20 protein-coding genes and 2 tRNA genes are annotated in these 26,204 nt (G+C 67.3%); 15 read left to right on the plus strand and 7 right to left on the minus strand.

The window, feature by feature from the left end; genetic code table 11:
• Nucleotides 1–9: 9 nt before the first annotated feature.
• Nucleotides 10–2,250 carry a glycoside hydrolase family 3 C-terminal domain-containing protein gene (locus ACO227_RS12875; RefSeq protein ID WP_423602225.1) on the minus strand — a complete coding sequence of 747 codons (2,241 nt, stop codon included), beginning with the start codon at nucleotides 2,248–2,250 and terminating at the stop codon, nucleotides 10–12.
• A 260-nt stretch (nucleotides 2,251–2,510) separates the two neighbouring features.
• Here ACO227_RS12875 and ACO227_RS12880 point away from each other — a divergent pair, with 260 nt between their 5' ends.
• The 6 genes from ACO227_RS12880 to ACO227_RS12905 all read left to right on the plus strand — a co-directional run bounded on the left by ACO227_RS12880 (nucleotide 2,511) and on the right by ACO227_RS12905 (nucleotide 11,344).
• On the plus strand, nucleotides 2,511–5,435 hold the full coding sequence (locus ACO227_RS12880; RefSeq protein ID WP_423602226.1) for a TonB-dependent receptor: 2,925 nt from the start codon (nucleotides 2,511–2,513) through the stop codon (nucleotides 5,433–5,435).
• 67 nt (nucleotides 5,436–5,502) lie between these two features.
• The gene (locus ACO227_RS12885) at nucleotides 5,503–7,053 is read left to right on the plus strand and encodes a tryptophan halogenase family protein (protein ID WP_423602227.1); all 1,551 of its coding nucleotides are present in this window, start codon (nucleotides 5,503–5,505) and stop codon (nucleotides 7,051–7,053) included.
• A complete protein-coding gene (locus ACO227_RS12890; RefSeq protein ID WP_423602228.1) occupies nucleotides 7,050–7,769 on the plus strand; it encodes a SapC family protein in 720 nt (239 codons plus the stop codon). The genes ACO227_RS12885 and ACO227_RS12890 overlap by 4 nt, the downstream gene beginning before the upstream one ends.
• A gap of 10 nt (nucleotides 7,770–7,779) precedes the next feature.
• Nucleotides 7,780–8,793, plus strand: coding sequence for a cupin-like domain-containing protein (locus tag ACO227_RS12895; RefSeq protein ID WP_423602229.1), 1,014 nt, complete (start codon nucleotides 7,780–7,782; stop codon nucleotides 8,791–8,793).
• On the plus strand, nucleotides 8,790–10,286 hold the full coding sequence (locus tag ACO227_RS12900) for a tryptophan halogenase family protein (RefSeq protein ID WP_423602230.1): 1,497 nt from the start codon (nucleotides 8,790–8,792) through the stop codon (nucleotides 10,284–10,286). Before ACO227_RS12895 ends, ACO227_RS12900 begins: the two co-directional genes overlap by 4 nt.
• A gap of 11 nt (nucleotides 10,287–10,297) precedes the next feature.
• Complete coding sequence (locus tag ACO227_RS12905; protein WP_423602231.1) at nucleotides 10,298–11,344, plus strand: LacI family DNA-binding transcriptional regulator; 1,047 nt, start codon at nucleotides 10,298–10,300, stop codon at nucleotides 11,342–11,344.
• A gap of 20 nt (nucleotides 11,345–11,364) precedes the next feature.
• Here the strand turns inward: ACO227_RS12905 and ACO227_RS12910 are convergent.
• From ACO227_RS12910 to rpsA, 3 genes are all read right to left on the minus strand, one after another.
• A tRNA-Leu gene (locus tag ACO227_RS12910) sits at nucleotides 11,365–11,450 on the minus strand.
• 43 nt (nucleotides 11,451–11,493) lie between these two features.
• Nucleotides 11,494–11,772 carry an integration host factor subunit beta gene (locus ACO227_RS12915; RefSeq protein WP_423602232.1) on the minus strand — a complete coding sequence of 93 codons (279 nt, stop codon included), beginning with the start codon at nucleotides 11,770–11,772 and terminating at the stop codon, nucleotides 11,494–11,496.
• 204 nt (nucleotides 11,773–11,976) lie between these two features.
• Nucleotides 11,977–13,686, minus strand: a complete 1,710-nt coding sequence (gene rpsA / locus ACO227_RS12920) for a 30S ribosomal protein S1 (RefSeq protein ID WP_423602233.1) — start codon at nucleotides 13,684–13,686, stop codon at nucleotides 11,977–11,979.
• 341 nt (nucleotides 13,687–14,027) lie between these two features.
• On the opposite strand from rpsA, the gene ACO227_RS12925 reads away from it, so the two are divergent.
• Complete coding sequence (locus tag ACO227_RS12925; protein WP_423602234.1) at nucleotides 14,028–14,450, plus strand: hypothetical protein; 423 nt, start codon at nucleotides 14,028–14,030, stop codon at nucleotides 14,448–14,450.
• A gap of 3 nt (nucleotides 14,451–14,453) precedes the next feature.
• Here ACO227_RS12925 and ald read toward each other — a convergent pair whose 3' ends face one another.
• Nucleotides 14,454–15,560, minus strand: a complete 1,107-nt coding sequence (gene ald / locus ACO227_RS12930; RefSeq protein ID WP_423602235.1) for an alanine dehydrogenase — start codon at nucleotides 15,558–15,560, stop codon at nucleotides 14,454–14,456.
• Between the two features lie 140 nt (nucleotides 15,561–15,700).
• On the opposite strand from ald, the gene ACO227_RS12935 reads away from it, so the two are divergent.
• The 5 genes from ACO227_RS12935 (at nucleotide 15,701) to ACO227_RS12955 (ending at nucleotide 19,205) form a co-directional block, all read left to right on the plus strand.
• Nucleotides 15,701–16,174 carry an Lrp/AsnC family transcriptional regulator gene (locus tag ACO227_RS12935; RefSeq protein ID WP_423602236.1) on the plus strand — a complete coding sequence of 158 codons (474 nt, stop codon included), beginning with the start codon at nucleotides 15,701–15,703 and terminating at the stop codon, nucleotides 16,172–16,174.
• Between the two features lie 117 nt (nucleotides 16,175–16,291).
• Nucleotides 16,292–18,250: a potassium transporter Kup gene (locus ACO227_RS12940; protein WP_423602237.1), complete on the plus strand. Its 1,959-nt coding sequence runs from the start codon at nucleotides 16,292–16,294 to the stop codon at nucleotides 18,248–18,250.
• A gap of 23 nt (nucleotides 18,251–18,273) precedes the next feature.
• Nucleotides 18,274–18,774, plus strand: coding sequence for a 2'-5' RNA ligase family protein (locus ACO227_RS12945; protein WP_423602238.1), 501 nt, complete (start codon nucleotides 18,274–18,276; stop codon nucleotides 18,772–18,774).
• Nucleotides 18,775–18,830: 56 nt separating this feature from the next.
• Nucleotides 18,831–18,907: transfer RNA gene (locus ACO227_RS12950), tRNA-Met, on the plus strand.
• A gap of 85 nt (nucleotides 18,908–18,992) precedes the next feature.
• On the plus strand, nucleotides 18,993–19,205 hold the full coding sequence (locus ACO227_RS12955; protein WP_423607349.1) for a pectinesterase family protein: 213 nt from the start codon (nucleotides 18,993–18,995) through the stop codon (nucleotides 19,203–19,205).
• A gap of 3 nt (nucleotides 19,206–19,208) precedes the next feature.
• On the opposite strand, the gene ACO227_RS12960 is transcribed toward ACO227_RS12955, so the two are convergent.
• On the minus strand, nucleotides 19,209–19,682 hold the full coding sequence (locus ACO227_RS12960; RefSeq protein ID WP_423602239.1) for an Lrp/AsnC family transcriptional regulator: 474 nt from the start codon (nucleotides 19,680–19,682) through the stop codon (nucleotides 19,209–19,211).
• 117 nt (nucleotides 19,683–19,799) lie between these two features.
• Between ACO227_RS12960 and putA the strand changes: the two genes are divergently transcribed.
• Genes putA through ACO227_RS12975 form a run of 3 tightly spaced genes read left to right on the plus strand, consistent with a single transcriptional unit; the run spans nucleotide 19,800 to nucleotide 24,894 of the window.
• The gene (putA, locus tag ACO227_RS12965) at nucleotides 19,800–23,399 is read left to right on the plus strand and encodes a trifunctional transcriptional regulator/proline dehydrogenase/L-glutamate gamma-semialdehyde dehydrogenase (RefSeq protein WP_423602240.1); all 3,600 of its coding nucleotides are present in this window, start codon (nucleotides 19,800–19,802) and stop codon (nucleotides 23,397–23,399) included.
• 49 nt (nucleotides 23,400–23,448) lie between these two features.
• A complete protein-coding gene (locus ACO227_RS12970) occupies nucleotides 23,449–24,672 on the plus strand; it encodes an NAD(P)/FAD-dependent oxidoreductase (protein ID WP_423602241.1) in 1,224 nt (407 codons plus the stop codon).
• A 24-nt stretch (nucleotides 24,673–24,696) separates the two neighbouring features.
• Entirely contained in the window at nucleotides 24,697–24,894 is a 198-nt protein-coding gene (locus ACO227_RS12975; RefSeq protein WP_423602242.1) for a KTSC domain-containing protein, read from the plus strand.
• Between the two features lie 151 nt (nucleotides 24,895–25,045).
• Here the strand turns inward: ACO227_RS12975 and ACO227_RS12980 are convergent, their stop codons facing one another.
• Nucleotides 25,046–26,170, minus strand: coding sequence for a zinc-binding dehydrogenase (locus ACO227_RS12980; protein ID WP_423602243.1), 1,125 nt, complete (start codon nucleotides 26,168–26,170; stop codon nucleotides 25,046–25,048).
• Between the last annotated feature and the right edge of the window lie 34 nt (nucleotides 26,171–26,204).

Genomic DNA, 26,204 nt, shown 5'->3' on the forward strand with positions numbered 1-26,204 from the left:
CCTCGAACGCTAGGGCTTCATCGTCGCCGGGTCGAGGCTGGTCGTGAGCAGCAGCGAACGGTCGGTCGCATCGCGTGCGATGGCGACGCGATAGCTGCCGCCGCGGATGCGCCAGCCGGGCAGGCGCGTGTCGTAATCGGCGAGGATGCGCGGCTCGGCGGTGAGGGTGACGCGGCGCGTCTCGCCGGGCTTGAGCTCAAGGCGGCGGAAGGCGGCGAGGCGCATCGGATTGTCCGAGCCTTCGCGGGTCACGTAGACCTGCGGCACGTCCGCGCCGGCGCGCTTGCCGGTGTTGGTGACGTCGAACGACACGATGAGCGAACGGCCGCCGGCGACGGTGGCGTTGCGATAGGCGAAGCTCGTGTAGCTGAGGCCGTGGCCGAAGGGGAACAGCGGTTTCTGGCCCTTCTTCTCGTACCAGCGATAGCCGACGTCGCTGCCCTCGACATATTCGACCGGGAAGCTCTTGAGCTCATATGCGCCCGAATTCGCCGGGTTGGCCGCAGCGGCCGCCTGGAGCGAGGTGAAGGCGTCGAGACCGACCGGCTGGGGACGCGGCGCCTGGCCCTCGTTCGCCGGGAAGGTAATCGGCAGCCGGCCCGAGGGATTGACCTTGCCGGTCAGGATGTTGGCGATCGCCTCCCCGCCGCGCTGGCCGGGATACCAAGCCTGCACCACCGCGGGGACTCGGTCGAGCCACGGCATCGTCACCGGACCGCCGGTGGTGAGGACGGCCACGGTCTTCGGCTGGGCGGCGGCGACCGCGGCGATCAGCGCGTCCTGGTGATGCTGGAGCCTGAGGTCGGGGACGTCCTCGGCCTCGGTCGTCCATTGCGTCGCGAACACGATGGCGAGGTCGGCGGCCTTCGCCGCATCGACCGTGGCGTTGAGGTTGCGGCCGTCGAGGAAGCTCACCTGCGCACCGGGCAGCGCCTTGCGGAGCGCCGCGAGCGGGGAGGAGGCATGGTAGGTGACTCGCACGAACGAGGCCGCCGGGCCATGCGCGAGCGGGATCTCGATCGGGGCGCCGCCGACCGAGCGCACCTGGCTCGAGCCGCCGCCCGAAAGCACGCCGAGATCGGCGCCGCCGCCGATCACCACGATCTTCTTCGCGGTGCGCGCGAGGGGGAGGAGATCGCCCTGGTTCTTGAGCAGCACGATCCCCGCCTCCGCGGCGCGCTGCGCGACCAGCGCGTTGCGGGCATAGTCGGGGGTCTGTGCCTTGGCCGGCATCGGCGTGTCATAGGCGCCGCTCTCGATCAGGCCGGTGAGATAGCGCACGACCATGTCGTCGAGCCGCGCCATCGGCACTTCGCCCTTCTCGACCGCGGCCTTCAACGGCGCGTCGAAATACATCGCGCGGTCGAGCTCCTGGCCGGATTGCTGGTCGAGGCCGGCCCTGGCCGCCTTGGCGGTCGAGTGGACCCCGCCCCAGTCGCTCATCACCCAGCCGGAAAAGCCCCAGTCGCGCTTGAGCACCTGATTGAGCAGGAAGTCGTTCTCGCACGCCCAGTCGCCATTGACCTTGTTGTAGGCGCACATGACCGAGGCGGGCTTGCCCTTCTCGATCGCGATCTGGAAGGCGAGCAGGTCGCTCTCGCGCAGCGCGGCCTCGCCGATGCGCGCATCGAGCACCATGCGGCCGGTCTCCTGCGCATTCAGCGCGAAATGCTTGACCGTCGAGACGATGCGGTTGGACTGGACTCCCGCGATATGCGCGCCGGCGAGCTCGCCCGCGAGCAGCGGGTCTTCGCCGAGATATTCGAAATTGCGCCCGCCCCAGGGATCGCGCGTCAGGTTGACGCCGCCCGCGAGCAGCACGTTGAAACGCTTGGCGCGCGCCTCGCCGCCGATCATGGCGCCGCCCGCGCGGGCGATCTCAGGATCGAAGGTGGCGGCGGTGGCGAGGCTGGAGGGGAGGGCGGTGGCAACATCGCCCTTGCGCTGCTCGACCTGGTTGGCGACGCCGAGCGAAGCGTCGCTCTCACGCACCAGCGGCACGCCCAGCCGCGGATTGCCCTCGATATGGCCGGCAGAGGGGATCAGCTCGTTCGCCGGCTGCGCTTTGGTGAGCGGCGGGAAGAGTCCGTGGACCAGCGCGATCTTCTCGTCGAGCGTCATCCGCGCGACGATCGATTCGGCGCGCGCCCGCGCGCCGCTGGCGGCCGGCGCCTGCTGGGCAAATCCCGCATTTGCGCCAATGGTAGCGATCGCACTCGCTGCAAGCAGCGCGGCAATGGTCCGGCTCATCCCTGTTTCCTCTCCTGATCGCGGCGCGACCGCCTGTCTCGGCGGCACAGACAGCATAATCTGAGAACGTTCACAATATTGGTTTTCCGCCATTAGTGGAAGGCCGCACAGTGCATGGCCGTGCTTGACAACGTTGTACAAAGGGTTCAGGTGAACGTTCTCAACGAGCGCGGATTCACTGCGCCGTACAGGGGAGGACGAGGATGCGGGGCACGACTCGCTCTATTTCGCGACTGGTGATTGGTGTGTCGACGCTGGCGATGGCCGCGACTCCGGCACTGGCACAGGAAACGCAGGACGCGCCGCCACCCGCCGAGGAGAGTGAGGACGTCGTCGTCACCGGCATCCGCGCCAGCCTCGAACAGTCGATGACGATCAAGCGCGACGCGCAGGGTGTGGTCGACGCGATTTCCGCCGAGGAGATCGGCAAGTTCCCCGACACCAACCTCGCCGAATCGCTCCAGCGCATCACCGGCGTGTCGATCGATCGCCAGAACGGCGAAGGGTCGCTGGTGACGGTCCGCGGCTTCGGCCCCGAATTCAACCTGGTGACGGTCAACGGCCGCCAGATGCCGACCGCGCTCATCGGGGATGGCGGCAGTCCGCCCTCGTCGCGTTCGTTCGACTTCGCCAACCTCGCTTCCGAAGGCATTTCGGCGGTCGAAGTCTACAAGAGCGGCCGAGTCACGATGGAATCGGGCGGCATCGGCTCGACCATCAACATCCGCACGCCGCGCCCGCTCGACCGGCCGGGGCTGCGCGGAAGCCTGTCGGTGAAGGGCGTGTACGACACGTCGCGCAATGAAGGCGATCCGGTCACCCCGGAAATCTCGGGCATCGTCAGCTCGACCTTTGCCGACGACCGCATCGGCATCATGATCGCCGGCTCCTACCAGAAGCGCAAATCGAGCACGAACACCGCCAACGTCGGCTGGCGCGACGGCTATCTCGGCAACGAGAACAACTGGGGGTCACTGGCGCAGCCAGGCGATCCGCGCGCCGCGAACATCACCAACCGGCCCGATCCGACCGACGTCTATCATGTCGCGCAGAACGCGTCCTACAATCTCGAGGACATCAATCGCGAGCGCATCAACGGCCAGGCGGTGCTGCAATTCCGCCCGATCGACAGCCTCACCGCGACGGTCGACTTCATCTACTCGCGCAACACCGTCGAGACGCGGAACAGCAATGTCGGCGTGTGGTTCAACCATGAAGACACGTCGAGCGCGTGGACCGACGGCCCGGTCGCCGGGCCGATCTTCTACACCGAACGCTTCGCGCCGCCCGCGGGGGTGCCCAGCCCGAACGCGCTCTATGGCGGCAAGGATCTCTCGTACAGCGGCGCGCTGACCGAGAACCGCGCCGAGAACAAGTCGCTGGGCGCCAATCTGGAATGGAAGGCGCCGGGCGGGATGACGGTGGAGCTCGACTTCCACCATTCGACCGCGCAGGTGAACCCGGTCAACCGGTTCGGCTCGAGCATGTCGCTGGGCAACGCGGTGTTCGGCGTTCAGAGCCAGTCGATCAATTTCGAGAACGACCTGCCGGTCATTTCCTATCAGATGTTCCCGGGGATCGATCCGCTGAATCCGGCGATGATCGCCTCGACCGGCAATGCCTTCCGCAACGCCTATTTCCGGAACCGGATCAACCAGGCGCAGCTGCGCGGCCGTTACGACCATGACGACGGGTTCCTCGACAGCATCGATTTCGGCGTCTCCTATATCGACAGCAAGGTGCGCTCGGCGTTCGGCACGATCCAGAACGACGACACCTGGGGCGGCGCGGGACCGGCATCGGACATTCCGGACGACATCTTCGAACTCGTGACCCTGCCGGACAAGTTTCCCGGCCTCGCGCAGCCGGGGATGATCCAGAGTTTCTACGCTTTCGATTTCGAGCGAATGGCCGACCTGATCGAGCAGAAATACCAGGCGTGCAGCAATCCGGCGACGGGATCGGCGCAGCCCGGCACCTGCCTCGCCAACTTCGACACCGACCGGCGCATCACCGAGAAGACGCTGGCGCCGTACCTGCAGATCGCGACCAAGTTCGAGCTCTTCCAGAACCCGGCGCATTTCGTGGCGGGAATCCGTTACGAGAGCACCGACATTTCCTCGGCGGCGCTGGTGCCGGTGCCGGTGACGACCCGCTGGGTGGGCGACAACGAGTTCAACGTCGTCTTCTCGGGCGACAGCGCCTTCACCCGGTTCAAGGGCTCGTACGACAACTGGCTGCCCGCGTTCGATCTCGACATTTCGCCGCTCCAGGACGTCAAGCTGCGCGCATCGTACAGCCATACGATCACGCGTTCGGGCTATGCCAATCTGCAGGGCGGGCGGACGATCGACACGCTGTTCCGCGTCGGCGGCGGCTTTGGGGCGCAGGGGAATCCCGGCCTCATTCCGTTCAAGTCGAAGAATATCGATCTATCGGCGGAATGGTATTACGCGCCGACCAGCTACATCTCGGTCGGCTATTTCCACAAGGATGTGAGCAACTTCATCTCCACGACGCGGATCAACTCCAACGCGTTCGGCCTCACCACGCCGGTGAACGGGCCGCGCTGGAACGCCGCGGTCGCCGCGCTCGGGGCGAACGCGACGGTCGGCCAGATCCGCCAATACATCATCGCCAACTTCCCCAGCACGGTCACCGGCAACATCATCAATGCCGCGCCGGGCGACCCGCTGGTCAATTTCGAGATCACGACGCCGATCAACAGTGATCAGACGGCCTCGCTCAACGGCTGGGAGTTCGCGATCCAGCACGCCTTCTGGGACACCGGCTTCGGCGTGATCCTGAACTATACGATCGTCAACGGCGATGCGGTCTACGACAACACGCTGCCGTCGTCGGTGCCGCAGTTCGCGCTGACCGGTCTCAGCGACAGCGCCAATGCCGTCGCCTATTACGACAAGAACGGGCTCCAGGCGCGCGTCGCATGGAACTGGCGCGACAAGTTCCTCGCGGGGACCGGCCCCAACCCGTCCTATACCGAGGCCTATTGGCAGCTCGACGCCAGCGCGAGCTATGAGTTCATCCCCGGCTTCACCGGCTTTGTCGAGGCGATCAACCTCACCGGGGAAGGCCGGCGCGGGCATCTGCGGCACGAGAACAACGTGACCTTCGTGCAGCCGGGATTTGCGCGCTACGCGGCGGGGATAAGGTTCAACTTCTAGGACAGGTGTGTCTCCGGCCCGCGCTTTCAGGTGACGCGGGCCGGACGCTGGCCTAGGATCGGGCATAATGAACAGCGTGGTCGAGAGGGTTGTCATCGTGGGCGGCGGCACGGCCGGCTGGCTGGCGGCGTCGCGCCTCGCCAATTCGCCGCGCGCTCGCTCAGGCGGCCTCCGCGTGACGCTGATCGAGGCGCCCGACATCCCGATCATCGGCGTCGGCGAAGGCACCTGGCCGACGATGCGCGCGACGCTTTCCGCGATCGGCCTGTCGGAGGCCGAATTCCTGACTGCGTGCGACGGGTCGTTCAAGCAGGGATCGCGCTTCGACGGCTGGGTCGATGGCACCCCGGAAGACCGCTACTATCATCCCTTCACCTCGCCGCCCGCCGCGGCGACGAAGGCGCTGCTCGCGGCATGGCGGGCGACGGCGCCCGATCTGTCCTTCGCCGCCGCGATGAGCCCGCAGGCGCATGTCTGCGACCACGATCTCGCGCCGCGCCAGCGGACGATGCCCGACTATCAGGGCGCCGCGAACTATGCCTATCACCTCGATGCCGGAAAGTTCGCCGCGCTGCTGACGTCGCACGCGACGCAGCGGCTTGGCGTTGCGCATGTCGTCGCGCATGTCACCGGCGTGCGGCGCGGCGAGGACGATGCGATCGCGGCGGTCGTCACGCGCGAGCGGGGCGAGATCGCCGGCGACCTGTTCATCGATTGCACCGGCCTTGCCGGGGTGCTGATCGGCGGCGAGCTCGACGTCGACTGGATCGACCGCAGCGATACGCTGTTCAACGATCGCGCGCTTGCCGCGCAGGTTCCCGTCGCGCCGGGGAGCGCGATCGCGTCGCAGACGGTGTCGACCGCGCATGAAGCGGGCTGGATCTGGGACATCGGGCTGCCCAGCCGGCGCGGCATCGGCTGCGTCTATGCCAGCCGCTTCATGGACGATGCGGAAGCGGAGGCGACCCTGCGCGCCTATATCGCCCGCGTCCTGCCCGACGCGCCGGTGATGCCGGTGCGGCGCCTGGCCTTTCCGACCGGGCACCGCGCGCGCTTCTGGCAGGGCAATTGCATCGCGATCGGCCTGTCGGCGGGCTTCATCGAGCCGCTCGAGGCGTCGGCGATCGTGCTGATCGAATTGTCGCTGAATGCGCTGATCGACAATTTTCCGGCCGACGCGGCGGCGATGCCGATCCACGCCGGGCGCTTCAACGCCCTGTTCCGCTATCGCTGGGACCGCATCGTCGAGTTCCTGAAGCTGCATTATGTGCTGAGCCGGCGCCAGGAGCCCTATTGGCTCGCACAGCGCAACCCGGCGCATATCCCGCCGCGGCTCGCAGAGATGCTGGCGCTGTGGCGCGACCAGCCCCCGTCGACCTGGGACTTTCCGCAGGTCGACGAGATTTTCTCGGCCGAGAGCCACCAGTATATTCTCTACGGCATGGGGCATCCGGTGCCCGCCGGCCTGCAGTCCAACGACAAGGCCGGCGCGATGCTGATGCAGAACCGGCAGCGCGCCCGCGCGCTCGCCGCGGCGCTGCCCGCCAACCGCGATTATCTGGACATGCTGCACGCCGAACATGGCGCCGCGGCCCCGCGCCACGAAAGAAGGGTATGACTCAGCACGCCATTCTCGACAGCAACACGCACCGCGCGCTCCGCGTGCGCGCCGATGTGGGCATGGATCTGGGCGATGGCGTGATGGGGACGCTGACCGTGCCCAGCGAATTCCGCAACGTGCAGGGCCATTTCCCGATCCTGTTTCGCCGCGAGGCGGGACGTGACGATTTCTTCGCGCTCGCGCTGTTCGGCTTCGAGAACGGGGAGAATCTCTTTCTCGACGGTGATCGCTGGGATGCGCGCTACCGCCCGCTGTCGCTTGCGATCCAGCCGTTCCTGATCGGACGTCCGCAAAGCGGGGAAGGGCCGGGCCAGGTGCATGTCGATCTAGGCCATCCGCGCATCGCGGCGGATGGCGAGGGCGTGCGGCTGTTCGACGCCGATGGCGCGCCGACGCCCTATCTCGAGGACGTGGCCGAACGGCTCGGCGCGCTGGACGAGGGGTATCGCGCGAGCAAGGATTTCTTCGAGGCGCTGGTCGCCCACGACCTTCTCGAACCCTTCAGCCTCGAGGTGACGCTCGACGACATGTCGGTCCATTCGCTCGTCGGCTACCATATCATCGACGAGGCGAAGCTGCGCCTGCTCGATGCGGACGCGCTGGCGCGCCTGCATGCCGCCGGACATCTGATGCCGATCTTCATGGCGCTCGCGTCGCTGTCGCAGATTTCCGCGCTTGTCGCGCGCAAGAACCGCAGGCTGGCCGGTGGTTGAACGGGAAGCGTTGTCTTCCGAGCCGCTGGCCGCGGTGCCGGAGCGCGAGTGGGGGGAGGGGGCTGATCTCGACGCGTGGCTCGAGGCGGCGCGAGAACCCTTTGTCGTGCGCGGGCTGGTCGCCGACTGGCCGCTGGTCGCGGCGGGCAAACAGGGCGCCCGCGCGGCGCGAAGCTATCTGCTGGATCATGCCCGCGACCGGCCCTTCACCGTCTCGATCGGCCCGCCGGGCCATGACGGGCGGCTGTTCTACGACGCCGACATGCAGATGAATTTCCGCACCGGAACGGGCAAGCTCGCCGATATCTTCGCGGGGATCGACACCGCCGAGGACCTGGGCGAGAACCGCACCGTCTATCTCGCCTCGATCGACATCCCGTCGCATTTCGACGGGCTCGACGCGGCAAACCCGATCGACCTGGGGGGACGCGATCCGCTCAAGAGCATCTGGATCGGCACGCGGACGCTGATTGCCGCGCATAATGACTTCCCCGACAATCTCGCCTGCGTCGCGGTGGGGCGGCGGCGGTTCACGCTGTTCCCGCCCAGCCAGTTCCGCAACCTCTATCTGGGGCCGATCGACAATACCCCGGCGGGCCGCGCGGTGAGCATGGTCGACTTCCACGATCCCGATTTCGAGCGCTTCCCGCGCTTCCGCGAGGCGCTCGACCACGCCATGGTCGCCGAGCTCGGCCCGGGCGACGCGATCCACATCCCGATGATGTGGTGGCATCACATCGAGGGGCTCGATCCGTTCAACGTGCTCGTCAATTACTGGTGGCGCGATACCCCGCGCTGGCTCGGCCAGCCGCAGGACGCGCTCAACCACGCGATCCTGTCGATCCGCGACCTACCGTCCGAACAGAAGGCGCACTGGCGCGCATTGTTCGACCATTATGTCTTTGCCAATGGAGACGATGTGACGGAACATCTGCCTGAAGGAATGCGCGGCATCCTCGATCCGCTGACGCCCGAGACCGCCTCGCGCATCCGCGCCTATCTGCTGCGGCAATTGAACCGATGAGCGCGCGTCCCGCAACACGCGTGGTCATCGCCGGGGGCGGCACCGCGGGCTGGATGGCCGCGGCCGCGATCAGCCGGACGATGGGCCACACGATCGACCTGACCCTGGTCGAATCCGAGCAGATCGGGACGATCGGGGTGGGCGAGTCGACGATCCCGCCGCTGGTCAACTTCAACCGCATCCTGCGCATCGGCGAGGCCGAGTTCATGCGCGCGGCACAGGCAACCTTCAAGCTCGGCATCCTGTTCGACAACTGGAAGCATGACGGGCACAGCTATTTCCACAGCTTCGGCCTGTCGGGGAAGGATCACTGGTCCGCCGGCTTCCAGCATTTCTGGCTGTACGGCCGCGAGCGGGGGCATCAGGAGCCCTATGACGATTATTGCCTCGAGCTCGCCGCCGCGATGCAGGGCAAGTTCGCACATCTGCCGCAGGACCGGATGAACTATGCCTATCACGTCGATGCGACGCTGTACGGCCGCTATCTGCGCAAGCTTGCCGAGGAAGCGGGCACCAAGCGCGTCGAGGGCAAGATCCAGCGCGTCGAGCTGAACGGCGAGACCGGCGATATCGCCGCGCTGCTGCTCGACGGCGAGCGGCGGATCGAGGGCGACATGTTCGTCGACTGCACCGGCTTCCGCGGCCTGCTGATCGACGGTGCGCTGCACGCCGGGTTCGAGGATTGGGGCCACTGGCTGCCCAACGACAGCGCGATCGCGGTGCAGTCGAAGCATCTCGGGCCGCCGCAGCCCTATACCCAGGCGATCGCGCACGACGCCGGCTGGCAGTGGCGTATTCCGCTTCAGCACCGTATGGGTGCGGGGATCGTCTATGCCAGCGGCTATCTGTCGCGCGACGAAGCCTATGACCGGCTGATCTCGACCGTCGGCGAGCCGCTGATCGAGCCGTTCGACATCAAGTTCAAGGGCGGCGTGCGGCGCAGGCAGTGGTATCGCAACTGCGTCGCCATCGGCCTGTCGGGCGGGTTCGTCGAGCCGCTCGAGGCGACCACGGTGCACCTGATCCAGCGCGCGGTGCTGCGCTTCGTGCGGCTGATGCCCAATGGCCGCGTGAGCGAGCGGGACGCCGCCGAGTTCAACGAGCAGCAGCGCCAGGACATCGAGCAGATCCGCGACTTCGTGATCCTGCACTACAAGGCGACCAACCGGCGCGACAGCGCGTTCTGGCGGCACGTCGCGGCGATGCCGGTACCGGATTCGCTGGCGCAGAAGATCGAGCTGTTCCGTGAGACCGGGCGCACCTTCCGCAAGAATGAGGAGCTGTTCGCGGAGAACAGCTGGGTGCAGGTGATGATGGGGCAGGGAGTCGACCCGCAAAGCTGGCACCCGATCGCCGAGAAGCTGTCGGACGAGGAGTTGGCGCGGCTGCTGGCGACGCTGCGCGAGGATGTGGCGCGCACCGTCGCGACGCTGCCCGAGCATCACGCCTATGTCGCGCAATATTGCGGCGCGGCCGAACCGGTCGCGGCCTGACGGATCCACGCATGGCACGCCGCAAACAGGCCGTCACGATCCGCCACGTCGCTGCCGATGCGGGGGTGTCGCTGCAGACCGTGAGCCGAGTCATCAACAAGGAGCCCAACGTTCGACACGAAATGGCCGAACGCGTGCGCGCCTCGATCGCCAAGCTCGGCTATGTGCCCTCAATCGCGGCGCAGCGGATGAGCGGATCGCGCTCCTATCTGATCATGGCGCTCAACGACCGCGAGCGCACGATCGACGGCTGGCGCGCGCGCGACGGCACCGACTGGGTCGACCAGATGCTGCTCGGCGGCATGCTGACCTGCGCCGAGCATGGCTATCGCCTGATCGTCGAGCTGGTCGACACGCACAGCGACCATATCGAGCGCGAGCTTTCCGCCGCGCTGGCGGCGCTCCAGCCCGACGGGGTGATCCTGACCCCGCCGCATTCGGCCAATCCGGCGATCCTCGAGTTGCTGGACGACGCGCATATCAGCCTGGCGCGGATCGGATCGCTGCGCGACGGACCGGGGTTCCGGCTGACGATGGGGGACGACCTGGCGGCGGCGCTCGCCACGCGGCACCTCGCCGGGCTCGGCCATGAGCGTATCGGGCTGATCGCCGGGCCGGACGAATATGAGCTGAGCGGCTGGCGCGTCGATGGCTGGCGCGCGGCGATGGCCGAGGCGGGGCTGGCGACCGAAGGGCTGCTCGCGCAGGGCGATTTCAGCCGCGAGTCCGGCCGCCTGGCGGCGGCGCGCCTGATCGACGCCGGGGCGACGGCGATCATCGCGAGCAACGATCAGATGACGCTCGGCGCGCTCGAGGTTGCGCGCGAACGCGGCTTGGTCGTGCCGGGTAACCTCTCGCTGATCAGTTTCGACGACACCCCGATCACGCGCTTCAACCACCCGCCGCTGACCGCGATCACGCAGCCCATCGCCGAGGTGACCGCACGAGCGGTCGAGCTGATCATCGCGGGCCGGGCGGGGCAGGCGGCACCGGAGAGCCCGGTGGTCGTGGCGCCGACGCTGACGGTGCGGCAATCGACGGCCGCGCCGCACCGCTGACGGCGACAGCAGGGGGCGACTGGTACGGGCGGGGGGACTTGAACCCCCACGAGCCGAAGCTCAACGGATTTTAAGTCCGGTGCGTCTACCATTCCGCCACGCCCGCATCGGGCCGGCTGTATCGGGTCAGGGGGTATGTGCCAAGCGCGTCACACGTTCAGGCGTGCGCGCATTTCCTTGCCGGGCTTGAAATAGGGCACCCGCTTGGCCGAGACGTCGACGGTCTCGCCCGTGCGCGGATTGCGGCCGGTGCGCGCATCGCGTGCGCGGGTGGAGAAAGCACCGAAGCCGCGCAGCTCGACCCGGCCGTTCACTACGAGCCGCGTCGTGATCTCTTCGAAGAAGGTGTCGACGATGCGCTCGATCTCACGCGCGGACAGGCCGGGATTGTCCGTTGCCAGCATCTGCACGAGTTCCGAACGGATCATCCCGCGTCCCCAACTACCCGGTCATTCGCGCCGGGAACAATCGCATCGCCTTGCTCGCAAGCCTAATGCTGGACTGGTTTAGGCGCGTTTCCTTACCTGCATCAATCGAATCTTGCGCCGCCGCCGTGCTTTTCAGAGACACCGGTGCGAAACCGTTGAAATGATTGGCGGGGCGATCCGTCGTCCGGACCGCCCCGCAGGCAATCACTTCTTCTCTTCGCGGGCCTTGAGGGCCTCGCCCAGGATGTCGCCCAGCGATGCGCCCGAATCGGACGAACCGTATTGCGCGACCGCCTGCTTCTCTTCGGCGATCTGCATCGCCTTGACCGAGAAGGTCGGCTTCTTCGAACGGTCCATGCCGGTGACCATCGCGTCGAACTTCTGGCCGACCTGGAAGCGCTCCGGACGCTGCTCGTCGCGGTCGCGGCCGAGATCGGTGCGCTTGATGAAGCCGGTCGCGCCGTCGTCGCCGACTTGCACCTCGAGGCCCGCGTCGCGAACTTCGAGGACGGTGACGGTGACCACTTCGTTCTTGTTGACGCGCGCGCCGCCGGAAGCGGCCGGGGTCGGCACGCCGCCGCGCTCGAGCTGCTTCATGCCGAGGCTGATGCGCTCCTTGTCGGGCTCGACCGCGAGCACGACGGCCTTGACCATCTCACCCTTGCGGTGAAGCGCCAGCGCGTCCTCGCCCGAGATGCCCCAGGCGATGTCCGACATGTGGACCATGCCGTCGACGTCGTTGTCGAGGCCGATGAACAGGCCGAACTCGGTGGCGTTCTTGACTTCGCCCTCGACCTCGGTGCCGACCGGGTGAGCCGACGCAAAGGCCTCCCACGGGTTCTGCTGAGCCTGCTTGAGGCCGAGCGAGATGCGGCGCTTGTCCTGATCGACCTCGAGCACCACGACATCGACTTCCTGCGAGGTCGAGACGATCTTGCCCGGGTGCACGTTCTTCTTGGTCCAGCTCATCTCCGAGACGTGGACCAGGCCCTCGATGCCCGGTTCGAGCTCGACGAACGCGCCATACTCGGTGATGTTGGTCACGCGGCCCGACAGCTTCGCGCCGATCGGATACTTGGCGCCGGCGCCGTCCCACGGATCGCTCTCGAGCTGCTTCATGCCGAGCGAGATGCGCTGGGTGTCGCGGTTGATGCGGATGATCTGCACCTTCACCGTGTCGCCGATGTTGAGCATCTCCGACGGGTGGTTGACGCGCTTGTAGCTGAGGTCGGTGACGTGCAGCAGGCCGTCGATGCCGCCGAGGTCGACGAACGCACCGTAATCGGTGATGTTCTTGACGACGCCGTCGATCACCTGGCCCTCGGCCAGGCTCTGGATCAGGCCCGAACGCTGCTCGGCGCGGTTCTCTTCGAGGACGGCGCGGCGCGACACGACGATATTGCCGCGCTTGCGGTCCATCTTGAGGATCTGGAAGGGCTGCGGCAGATCCATCAGCGGCTGCACGTCGCGCACCGGACGGATATCGACCTGCGAGCCGGGGAGGAACGCCACGGCGCCGCTGAGGTCGACGGTGAAGCCGCCCTTGACGCGGCCGAAGATCACGCCCTCGACGCGGTTGCCCTGGCTGAATTCGAGTTCGAGCTTGTCCCATGCGGCTTCGCGGCGGGCGCGGTCGCGGCTGAGCATCGCTTCACCGTTCGCGTTCTCGACGCGGTCGACATAGACCTCGACCTCGTCGCCGACCTTGAGCTCAGCCTTCTGGCCGGGGGCGGCGAACTCGCGCAACGGCACGCGGCCTTCGCTCTTGAGGCCGACGTCGATGACGGCGAGGTCGTTTTCGATCGCGGTGACGGTGCCGATGACGACGCGGCCTTCGAAGCCGTCCGCCTGACCCAGGGTCTGGTCGAGAAGCGCGGCGAAATCGTCGCGCGTGGGGTTTGCCGTAGTGGCCATAAAGGGTTCAGTCCTAAATGTTCGTTTTTCCGGCCGGCTGGTTGGATCCAGCGGTCTTTTTGGCCGAAACGCCGTGGCGGCCGCATGCCGGTCACGACATCCGATGGACGGGCACGGTTGGAGAGACTGACGCTTCGAGATGAAAGCGAAAACGGCGCGTGAGCCAAACGCTCCGCGCCTCCCTCCGCGAGCACCCGCTCGCCGGACGGGCGCCCCCTTAGCTCCACTGCTCGGCAAAGGCAAGGAAATCCCGGCTTTGGCACGTGCCGCGCGGGGCCGTCACCGATTATTTACCTTAACTGGTCACATCGCTCACGAAACGAAAACGGGGAGGGGATTTGATGACACCGGTTGGCGGATCGGCGGAGGATGCGGACTGGCTGGTCGTCGCCGCGGCGTCCGACCGCTATGAGATCATCCGCGACGACCGGTTGAAAATCCTGCGGATCAACCAGGTGGCGGTGCAGACGCGCGAGGAGGTCGACCAGTATCTCGCCGTGCTCGGCGAGATCGTGCGCGACGTGCGGCTGCGTTTCGGCCGGGTGCGCGTGCTCGCCGACCTGCGCAACGCGCCGGTGCGCACGCAAGAGGCGGCGGAGCGCATGCGGATGGGAAATCTCGCGCTCTATCGCTCCGGGGACCGCGTCGCGCTGATCGTCGAATCGAGCCTGCTCAAGATGCAGCTGCGGCGGACGCTGGTCGAGTATCAGAACATCTTCCTCTCGCCCAACGCCGCCGAGACCTGGCTCACCGCGCTCGATTGAGGATCAGGGCCGCCAGGCGGTGAAGGGCAGATCGAGCGCCTCGGCCACTGCCTCGTGCGTAATCGTGCCCTTGTAGACGTTGAGGCCGGCGGCGAGGTGCGGATCGGCCGCCATCGCCGCTTCCGCGCCGAGATTGGCGAGGCGCATCACGAACGGCAGCGTCGCGTTGTTGAGCGCGAAGGTCGAGGTGCGCGCCACCGCGCCCGGCATGTTGGCGACGCAATAATGGATCACCCCGTCGATCTCGTAGACCGGGTCGTCATGCGTGGTCGCATGGCTGGTCTCGAAGCAGCCGCCCTGATCGATCGCGATGTCGACCAGCACGCTGCCGCGCTTCATCGTCTTGAGCATGTCGCGCGTCACCAGCTTGGGCGCGGCGGCGCCGGGGACGAGCACCGCGCCGATGACGAGATGCGCATTCTTCACCGCCGCCGCGATCGCCGCCTTGCTGGCATAGGCGGTCTTGATCTGGCTGCCGAAATGCATGTCGAGCTCGGCCAGGCGGGTGTTGTTGATGTCGTAGATGGTGACGTCGGCGCGCAGGCCCGTCGCCATCTGCGCGGCGTTGATGCCGGCGACGCCGCCGCCGAGGATCGCGACGCGGGCCGGCGCGACGCCGGGAACGCCGCCGAGCAGGATGCCGCGGCCGCCCTGTTCCTTTTCCAGATAGTGTGCGCCGACCTGGACCGACATGCGGCCGGCGACTTCGCTCATCGGCTTGAGCAGGGGGAGGGTGCGGTCGTTCGCGGTGACGGTCTCGTACGCGATGCAGGTCGCGCCCGATTCCACGAGGCCTTCGGCCTGCGGCTTGTCCGCGGCGAGATGAAGATAGGTGAACAGCGTGTGCCGCGGCTCGAGCAGGGCGATCTCCTGCGGCTGCGGCTCCTTGACCTTCACGATCATGTCGGACTGGGCGAAGACCGCCGCGGCGTCGGGCAGGATCCGCGCGCCGGCCTCGACATAGTCCGAATCCTCGAAGTCAATGCCCATCCCGGCGCGAGTCTCGACCGCGACCTCGTGGCCCGCGGCAGTCAGCTCGGCGACGAGCGGCGGCGTCAGGCCGACGCGATATTCGTGGTTCTTGATTTCCTTCGGCACGCCGACGCGCATGGCCAAACTCTCCGATAGTCTGTGTCTCTCGCAGATCTAACGCAGGATACCGCCGCGAATCTCTGCAAACTTATGCGCTTGGACCGTGACACTTGCATGAATATGCTGATCGGCGCCGTTGTTTCGGGATTTTATGCGCAATGGACAAAATCGACGAATCGATTCTCAGGCAACTCGCGCGCAATGCCCGCGCGCCTGTCAGCCATATCGCGGCCGAGGTGGGGCTGTCGCAATCGGCGTGCACGCGGCGCATCCAGGCGCTCGAGGCATCGGGACATATTCTGGGCTATGCGGCGCGGCTCGGGTTGCGGCGGCTGGGCTACAGCGTCACGGCGATGGTCGACATCACGCTCGGCACCGAAGTGGGCGAGGATCTCGCGCGGTTCGAGGCGGCGGTGGCGCAGATCGACGGAATCGTCGAATGCGCGCTGGTCTCGGGCGGCTACGACTATCGCCTCAAGGTGTTGTGCCGCGACCTCGACGATTACGAACGGCTTCACCGCGAGGAGATGGGGCGGCTGCCCGGGGTGGTGAAGATCAGCTCGAGCTTCGTGCTGCGCGCGGTGCCGACACGCAGCGAAGCCGACGCGCTGTTTCCCGCAGCGGGACGGTGAGGCCGCCGCCAATTGCGCCCCGATGTTGCACGTGCTAACTGCGCCGCCGTTTCAACGGACAGGTAGCCGGTCTGACATGACCACTGCATTGCTCGCCACGGTTCGCAAAGCCTTCCCGTGAGCGAGACCAACGGAAGCCCCGAGCCGGCGACCGACTCGACCTCCCAGCCCATCGATCCGCATCATCCGCATGGCCGCGAGGCCGCATTGTGGAAGCTTGCGATCGGTGCGATCGGGATCGTGTTCGGCGATATCGGCACCAGCCCGCTCTACGCTTTCCGCGAGACGTTCAGCGCGGCGCATCATCCCGAGCACCGGCTGCCGCTCGATCAGCTGCATATCATGGGCGTGATCAGCCTGATGTTCTGGTCGATGATGATCGTGGTGACGCTGAAATACGTCACGCTGATCATGCGCGCGGACAACAAGGGCGAGGGCGGCAGCCTGGCGCTGCTCGCGCTGATCAACCGCACCAGCGGGCAGAAGCGCTGGACCGCGGGCATCGTGCTGCTCGGCGTGTTCGCGACCGCGCTCTTCTACGGCGACTCGATGATCACCCCGGCGGTGTCGGTGCTGTCCGCGGTCGAGGGACTTGCGGTCGCCGCGCCGGGCTTCGCCGACTGGGTGCTGCCGATCGCGATCGCGATCCTCGCCTTCCTCTTCTCGATCCAGCGCACCGGCACGGCGCGCGTGGGCGCGATGTTCGGGCCGATCATGCTCGCCTATTTCGCGACGATCGCGACGCTGGGCGTGATCAGCGCGGCACAGACGCCCGAGGTGCTATGGGCATTCCTGCCGCACTATGCCGCCAATTTCTTCGTGGTCGACCCGTTCGCGGCGTTCCTCGCGCTGGGCTCGGTCGTGCTGGCCGTCACCGGCGCCGAGGCGCTCTATGCCGATATGGGCCATTTCGGGCGCAAGCCGATCCGCTTCTCGTGGCTGTGGTTCGTGCTGCCCGCGCTGATGTGCAACTATCTGGGGCAGGGCGCACTGCTGATGCGCGACGCGACCGCGCTGCAGAACCCGTTCTACATGCTCGCGCCCGAATACCTGCGGCTGCCGCTGGTCGGCATCGCCACCGCCGCCGCGATCATCGCGTCGCAAGCGGTGATCACCGGCGCCTTCTCCGTGACGCAGCAGGGCATCCAGCTCGGTTTCATCCCGCGGCTGCGCATCGCGCACACCAGCGCGTCGACCGCAGGGCAGATCTACATCCCGCTGATCAACTGGGCCCTGATGGTGGCGATCATCCTGCTGGTGCTGACCTTCCAGACCTCGTCCAACTTGACCGCGGCCTATGGCATCGCGGTGACCGGGGCGATGCTGATCGACAACTGCCTGCTCGCGGTGCTTTTGTTCACGCTGTGGAAGTGGAAGAAGCGCTATGCGATCCCGCTGCTCGCGGTGTTCTTCCTGGTCGACCTCGCCTATTTCAGCGCGAACCTGACCAAGGTGCCCGATGGCGGCTGGTTCCCGCTGCTCGCCGGAATCGTGATCTTCACGCTGCTGACGACCTGGGCCAAGGGCCGGCGCCTCATGGTCGAGCGGATGCGCGAGGGGGCGATGCCGATCAAGGTGTTCATCCAGTCCGCGGCGGGCTCCGCGACGCGCGTGCCGGGCACCGCGGTCTTCATGACCTCGACCCCGGAAGGTGTGCCGCACGCGCTGCTCCATAATCTCAAGCACAACAAGGTGCTGCACGAGCGGGTGATTCTGCTGACGGTGAAGATCGCCGACCAGCCTTATGTTCCCGAGGCGGAACGCGCCAAAGTCGACGATCTGGGGCAGGGATTCCACCGCATGCTGCTCTATTACGGCTTCATGCAGGAAGCCGATGTGCCGGGCGCGCTCAAGGCGATCGGCGCGTGCGGGGGCAATTGCGGCGGCGCGTTCAACATGATGGACACGAGCTTCTTCCTCTCCCGCCAGACGCTGCTGCCGTCGGAGCGGCCGGGGATGCGGATCTGGCGCGAGAAGCTGTTCGCATGGATGCTGCGCAACGCGGAAAGCGCGATGGAGTTCTTCCGGCTGCCCACAAACCGTGTCGTCGAGCTGGGCAGCCAGGTCGAGATTTGATCCCGGATCGAGCCCGGGGCGACGTGGCGCCGATCATCGTCACCGCCGTGCTGGGCCGCTCGGACCAGGCGGCTTTCGACGGGTTGCGCCGCGCGCACTATCCGCCGGAGCGCAACGTGCTGCCGGCGCATCTCACGCTGTTCCATCACTTGCCGCCATCGGTCGAGGACGAGCTCAAGCATCGCCTGACCGAAGCGACGCGCGGGGTACGTGCGCCGGCTGCCAAGGCGGCGGGCCTGATGTCGCTCGGGCGCGGGGTGGCGGTGAAGGTCGAATCGTCGGGGCTCGCCGCGATCCGCCGCGATTTGTGCGAGGCGTTCGCCGGGCTGCTGATGCCGCAGGATGCCGGCGGCTGGCGGCCGCACGTGACCATCCAGAACAAGGTCGCGCCGTCGATGGCCAAGCTGCTGATGACGGCGCTGGCGAAGGAATTCCGCCCGCGCGAGGTGGAGATCGCGGGGCTTGCGGCGTGGTGGTATCGCGGTGGGCCGTGGGAGCCGCTGTCACGTCACATGTTCGCTTGACCCGCTTCCAAAGCGCACTTATGTGCGCCGCTCGCCCGAAAGGGCTCCCTTGGTATGGCCGAGTAGCTCAGTTGGTTAGAGCAGCGGAATCATAATCCGCGTGTCGGGGGTTCAAGTCCCTCCTCGGCTACCATCCTTTTTCCGAATCAGAGCACCTTGGCGATCGCGCTGCCGAGATTGGTGACGATCGCGTAGAGCGACCAGATGCCGATGCGCCAATCGCTCCGGCCGGGTGGCGGGAATGGTATCCCGATCGGTCGAAGACGCTCGATACGGCCTATTACGCCGAATATCGCTCGCGCGGGCCGGGCGCGTCGCCAGCCACGCGCGATCCCCTCTCGCGCCAGTTGAGCGATGCCGAAGCGGCGCAGTGGACTCTGTTTAACTTCTTCAAGGGCGATATCGGCTGGATCGATCCGCCGGCCGACTAGCCGTCAGGCGCCGCCCATGCCCGAATCGCGGATCGTCTCCATCGCCACGAAAGTAGAGGTGCTGGCGACATGCGGCAGGCTCGAGATGCGCTCGCCGAGCACCTCGCGATAGCGGCGGATGTCTGCGGTGCGGACCTTGAGCAGATAGTCGAAGCTGCTCGCGATCATGTGGCATTCCTCGACCTCGGGAATGCGCAGCACCGCGCGGCGGAAGGCGTCGAGCGCTTCCTCGCGCGTGTCGGAGAGCTTCACTTCGGCGAAGGCGATGTGATCGAGGCCGAGCCGCGCAGGATCGACGATCGCGCGGAAACCGCGGATCGTGCCGTTCGCGATCAGCCGCTTCACGCGCACCTGGCACGGCGTCTTGGACAGGCCGACACGCGCGGCGAGATCGGTGATCGCGATACGGCCGTCGGCACGCAGCACATCGATGATCTTGCGGTCGAAGATGTCCAGATCGGCGGCTTTGTCAGTCATATTTGCCTTCGAACGACACAAAATGAAGGCGAAATGATACGCCGATAAGTCTGCAAAAGTCCAATCGCGGGACCCAAAACTGATAGGATGGGGCGATCATCCCCTCCGAGGCTCCCGATGACCGCACCGTTCGCCGATTTCGCCCCGCCGATCCGTCCCCAGACTCCGCTGCGCGCGGCGATCACCGCGGCCTATCGCCGGCCCGAGCCCGAGTGCCTGCCGCCGCTGGTCGAGCAGGCGACCTTGCCCGAGGGCACGCGCCAGGCGACGCGGGCGACCGCGGCGGCGCTGATCACCGCGCTGCGCGCCAAGCACAAGGGCACCGGGGTCGAGGGGCTGGTACAGGAATATGCGCTGTCGAGCCAGGAGGGCGTCGCACTGATGTGTCTCGCCGAGGCGCTGCTGCGCATTCCCGACGACGATACGCGCGATGCGCTGATCCGCGACAAGATCGCCGATGGCGACTGGAAGTCGCATGTCGGCGACGGCCGCTCGCTGTTCGTCAACGCCGCGACCTGGGGGCTGGTGGTGACGGGCAAGCTCACCGGCAGCGTCAACGATGCCGGGCTCGGCGCGGCGCTGACGCGGCTGATCGCGCGCGCGGGCGAGCCGGTGATCCGCCGCGGCGTCGACATGGCGATGCGCATGATGGGCGAGCAGTTCGTGACCGGCGAGACGATCGCCGAGGCACTGAAGCGCGCGCGGCCGCTGGAGGCGCGGGGCTTCCAGTACAGCTACGACATGCTGGGCGAGGCGGCGACGACGATGGCCGATGCCGAGCGCTACTACCGCGACTACGAAAACGCCGTGCGCGCGATCGGCGAGGCGTCGGCGGGGCGCGGCGTGGTCGGCGGCCCGGGCATCTCGATCAAGCTCTCGGCGCTGCATCCGCGTTATGCCCGCGCGCAGGCCGGCCGGGTAATGGGCGAACTGCTGCCCAAGGTGAAGGCGCTGGCGCTGCTGGCGAAGGGTCATGATATCGGCTTCAACATCGATGCCGAGGAAGCCGACCGGCTCGAGCTGTCGCTCGACCTGCTCGAAAGCCTGGCGCTGGACCCGGACCTCAAGGGCTGGGACGGGCTGGGCTTCGTCGTGCAAGCCTATGGCAAGCGCTGCCCGTTCGTGATCGACTGGATCGTCGATCTCGCCGCACGCGCGGAACGGCGGATCATGGTGCGATTGGTCAAGGGCGCCTATTGGGACGCCGAGATCAAGCGCGCGCAGGTGGACGGGCTGCCCGACTTCCCGGTGTACACGCGGAAAATCTATACCGACGTCGCGTATATCGCCTGTGCGCGGAAGCTGCTGGCGAACCGCGACAAGGTGTTTCCGCAGTTCGCGACGCACAATGCGCAGTCGCTGGCGACGATCTACCACATGGCGGGGCCGGACTTCGCGATCGGCGACTATGAGTTCCAGTGCCTCCACGGCATGGGCGAGCCGCTCTACGACGAGGTGGTCGGCGAGACCAAGCTCAATCGTCCGTGCCGCATCTATGCGCCAGTCGGGACGCACGAGACGCTGCTCGCCTATCTGGTGCGGCGCCTGCTCGAGAATGGGGCGAACTCGTCATTCGTCAACCGCATCGCCGATCCTGAGGTGTCGATTGCCGAGCTGGTCGCCGATCCGATCGAGCAGGTGCGATCGATGGACGTGGTCGGCGCCAAGCATCCGCTGATCGCGTTGCCCGCCGAACTCTATGGCGCGCGGCGCAACTCGGACGGGCTCGACTTGTCGAGCGAGATGGTGCTGGCCGGGCTCGGCGATACGCTTCGGGCGAGCGCGGCGGCGGGCTGGGCCGCGGAACCGGCCGACCGGCTCGGCACCTCGCGTCCGGTGTACAATCCGGCGGACGGTAAGGACGTCGTGGGGACGGTCGTGGAGGTAAGCCCGGAGGCGGCGCAGGCCGCGGTCGAAGTCGCTCAGGCGGCCGCGGCGGCTTGGGCGGCGGTACCGCCCGCCGAGCGCGCGGCCTGTCTCGAGCGCGCGGCGGACCTCATGCAGGATCGCATGCAGCTGCTGATGGGCCTGATCATGCGCGAGGCGGGCAAGTCGGCGCCAAATGCCATCTCGGAGGTGCGCGAGGCGATCGATTTCCTGCGCTACTACGCGGCGCAGGCACGCGCGATGCTTGGCGCGGCGCACAAGCCGCTGGGTGCCGTCACCTGCATCAGCCCGTGGAACTTCCCGCTGGCGATCTTCACCGGCCAGATCGCGGCGGCGCTGGTGACCGGCAACACCGTACTCGCCAAGCCCGCCGAGGAAACCCCGCTGATCGCCGCGCAGGGTGTCGCGATCCTGCACGAGGCCGGCATTCCCGCCGCGGCGCTCCAGCTGGTGCCGGGCGACGGTAAGATCGGCGGCGCGCTGGTCGCCGCGCCGGGCACGCAGGCGGTGATGTTCACCGGCTCGACCGAGGTCGCGCGGATCATCCAGAAGGAGCTGGCCAGGCGGCTCACCGCCGATGGCGCGCCGGTGCCGTTCATCGCCGAGACCGGCGGGCAGAATGCGATGATCGTCGACAGCTCGGCGCTGGCCGAGCAGGTGGTAGGGGACGTGATCGCCTCGGCCTTCGACAGCGCGGGACAGCGCTGCTCGGCGCTGCGCGTGCTGTGCCTGCAGGAGGATGTGGCGGACCGCATTCTGGCGATGCTCAAGGGCGCGCTGCACGAGCTGTCGATCGGCCGCACCGACAGCCTCGCCACCGATATCGGCCCGGTGATCACTGCCGAGGCCAAGGGCAATATCGAAGGCCATATCGAAAAGATGCGCGGCATGGGGCGGGCAGTCGAGCAGATCGAGCTGGCGGGCGAGACTGCGCAGGGTACGTTCGTGCCGCCGACGATCATCGAGCTCGAGAGCATCGCCGATCTCGAGCGCGAGGTGTTCGGGCCGGTGCTGCATGTGGTGCGCTACAAGCGCCGCGATCTCGACCGGGTGATCGATGCGATCAACGCCACCGGCTATGGCTTGACCTTCGGCCTGCACACCCGGCTCGACGAGACGATCGAGCATGTCACCGAGCGGGTCGAGGCGGGGAATCTCTACATCAACCGCAACATCATCGGCGCGGTGGTGGGGGTGCAGCCGTTCGGCGGGCGCGGGCTCTCGGGCACCGGCCCCAAGGCGGGCGGGCCGCTCTATCTCGGGCGGCTGGTGCAGGCGGCGACCGTGCCGCCGGGGCTCGCATCGGCGACCGGCGATCCGGCGCTACGCGACTTCGCGTTGTGGCTGGACGATGAAGGCGAGGTGGCGCGCTCGGCGGGCGAGGCTTCGTTGCTGGGCGCGCAGGTCGAGCTGCCCGGACCGGTGGGCGAGCGCAACGTCTATGCGCTGCATCCGCGCGGCGCGATCCTGCTGCTGCCCCGGACTCGCCAGGGGCTGATCGAGCAGGTCGCGGCGGTGCTGGCAACGGGCAATCGCGCGGTGATCGGCAATGCGGCGCTGCGCGGCGAGCTGGAGGGGGTGCCGCCGCGGGTGGCGGCGCGGCTGAGCTGGGCCGATGACTGGCGCAAGGCCGGACCGTTCAGCGGTGCGCTGATCGAGGGGGATGCCGAAGCGCGGCTGGCGGCGCTGGCGGGGATTGCCGAGCTGCCGGGACCGATCGTGCTGGCACAGGCGGGGACGCCGCGGCTCGACTGGCTGGTCGAGGAGGTCTCGACCTCGGTCAACACCACCGCGGCGGGGGGCAATGCCAGCCTGATGGCGGTGGCCTGAGCGGCCGGCAGCTGCTACGCGCCCCGGAAAGGCGCGGGAGAGCGGCGGAATGCACTATGACGTGGTGATCGTGGGCGCGGGGCATGGCGGGGCGCAGGCGGCGATCGCGCTGCGCCAGGCCAAGTTCGAGGGGACCATCGCGATCATCGGCGAGGAACCCGAACTGCCGTACGAGCGGCCGCCGCTGTCGAAGGAATATTTTTCGGGGGAGAAGGCGTTCGAGCGGATTCTCATTCGTCCACTTTCCTTCTGGGAAGAGCGGAACATTTCGATACTTACCGCCACACGCGTCGATGCGGTGGATTCCGCGTCGCATGAGGTGGTCACGGACAAAGGCGACCGTATCGGCTACGGCCACCTGATCTGGGCGGCCGGCGGCAACCCGCGAAAGTTGAATTGCGGCGGCGGAAGTTTGCCGGGGGTCCACACGGTGCGCACGCGCGCCGACGCCGACCGGATGCTGACCGAGCTGCCCGCGGTCACCCGCGCGGTGGTGATCGGGGGCGGATATATCGGGCTCGAAGCCGCAGCGGTGCTGGCCAAGGCGGGCAAGCAGGTGGTGCTGCTCGAGGCGCTCGATCGCGTGCTCGCGCGCGTCGCCGGCGAGCCCTTGTCGCGCTTCTTCGAAGCCGAGCATCGTGCGCATGGCGTGGACGTGCGGCTCGGCGTGACCGTCGATTGCATCGAGGCGCAGGGCGGCAAAGCCAGCGGCGTGCGCCTCGCCGATGGCGAGGTGATCCCGGCGGAGCTGGTGATCGTCGGCATCGGCATCGTCCCCGCGGTCGAGCCGCTGATCGCGGCGGGGGCGGAAGGCGGCAACGGCGTCGCGGTCGACGGCCATTGCCGCACCTCGCTGCCCGACGTCTTCGCGATCGGCGACTGCGCGCTGCACGCCAACGCCTTTGCCGACGGCATGCCGGTGCGGCTGGAGTCGGTGCAGAACGCGCACGACCAGGCGACCGTCGCGGCAAAGACGATCGCGGGGATCGGGGCGCATTACGACGCGGTGCCGTGGTTCTGGTCGAACCAATATGATCTGAAGCTCCAGACCGTGGGGCTGTCGACCGGGCACGACGCGACCGTGGTGCGCGGCGACCCGGCGGCGCGGAGCTTCTCGGTGGTCTACCTCAAGGACGGGCAGGTGATCGCGCTCGACTGCGTCAACGCGACCAAGGACTATGTCCAGGGGCGCAAGCTGGTGGTCGAGCGGCTGGCGATCGATCCCGCGCGACTGGCCGACGCGGGGACGCCGCTCAAGGAGCTCGCAGCCTAGGCGCCTCTCATGCGTTGAAGGCGCATGCCTTCGAGCGTGATCCGCAGCTGGAACTACGACCCGGACGACGCCCGGCTCGACATCGTGTTCGTGAGCGGCCGGCGCTACAGCTATCACGAGGTGCCCGACCGCATCGCGCAGGGGATGCGCAAGGCGGTGTCCAAGGGCGGCTACTTCAACCGCCGCATCCGTGACCATTTCCGGTTCACGCAGCAGCGGTGAGTAGTTGCATTCCTCCCGCCGGAGGGGAGGTGGCAGCGCGTAGTGCTGACGGAGAGGTATTCTCCACTCACGACACCGCTTGTGGAGAATATCCCCTCCACCGCCTTCGGTGGTTCTCCTCCACCTCCGGGGGAGGACTGGCTGATCCTCCCTAGCCGTTGGGCAGGATCAGATATTTCTGGCCCGTCGCGCGACGGTTGTAGGCGGCGATGATGTCGGGCTGGACCGCCTGGTCGAGCGTGATGCGGCTGGTGTAGCTACTGGCGAAGGTGGTGCGGATCTCGGCCGCCACCTTGGCGCGCATGCGGACGACCTCCTCCATGCCGGCCGATTGCAGATAGGGCGTGAGCAGCCAGCCGCCGACCGCCCATTGCATGCCGAAGCCGCGCGTGATCTCGGTCGGCGCCATATTCAGGCCGCCATAGATATAGACCTGCTTCATCGTGGTGGAGCCATAGGGGCCATTGGCGGGATTGGTGCGAACCGCGGCCGCTTCCATCGCGTTCAATATCTGCCCGGCGAGCTTGCCGCCGCCGATTGCGTCGAAGGCGAGGAAGGCTTGAGTCTCGGCGATCGCCTCGATCAGCTGGGCCATGAAGTCGGGCGCACTGCTGTCGACGACATGGGTGGCGCCGAGATCGCGCAGCAGCACCGCCTGCGCCTCGCTGCGCACGATGCTGACCAGCGGCACCCCCTCGGCGCGAGTGAGCTTGACCAGCATCTGGCCGAGATTGGAGGCGGCGGCGGTGTGGACGAGCCCGGTGAAACCGTCGCGCCGCATCGTGCCGACCATGCCGAGCGCGGTCATCGGGTTGACGAAGGAGGAGGCGCCTTGCTCGGCCGACACGCCATCGGGCAGGGGCAAGCAGTCGCGGGCGCGGAGCAGGCGATATTGCGCGTAGAAGCCGCCGCCAGCCGCGGCGACGGTCTTGCCGAGCAGCGCCTGGGCGGCGGGATCGTCACCCGCGGCTACGATGGTGCCGGCGCCCTCGTTGCCGACCGGAATCGGCATACCGACGCGCGGCGCGACGGCGCGGCGAGCGGTCTCCGGGATCGCGGCGGCGGCGCCATCGGCGGTGGCGGTGAAGGCCTTGCTATCGGCGGCGCTGAGCATCACGGCGAGATCGGAGGGATTAAGCGGCGTCGCCTCGACCCGGACCAGCACCTCATCGCCCCGGGGTATGTGGACGGGGACGTCGCGGACCGCCAGTTCGAGCTGGCCGTCCCCGGTGACCGTCGAGAAGAGCTGGCGGGCCTGTGCGGGAAGGTCGGTCATCGGGGGTATCCTCCTGTTTGCGTCGACCATACCG

The sequence above is a fragment of the Sphingomonas sp. MS122 genome, assembly GCF_049532975.1.
In the GTDB taxonomy this organism is placed as follows: Bacteria; Pseudomonadota; Alphaproteobacteria; order Sphingomonadales; family Sphingomonadaceae; genus Sphingomonas.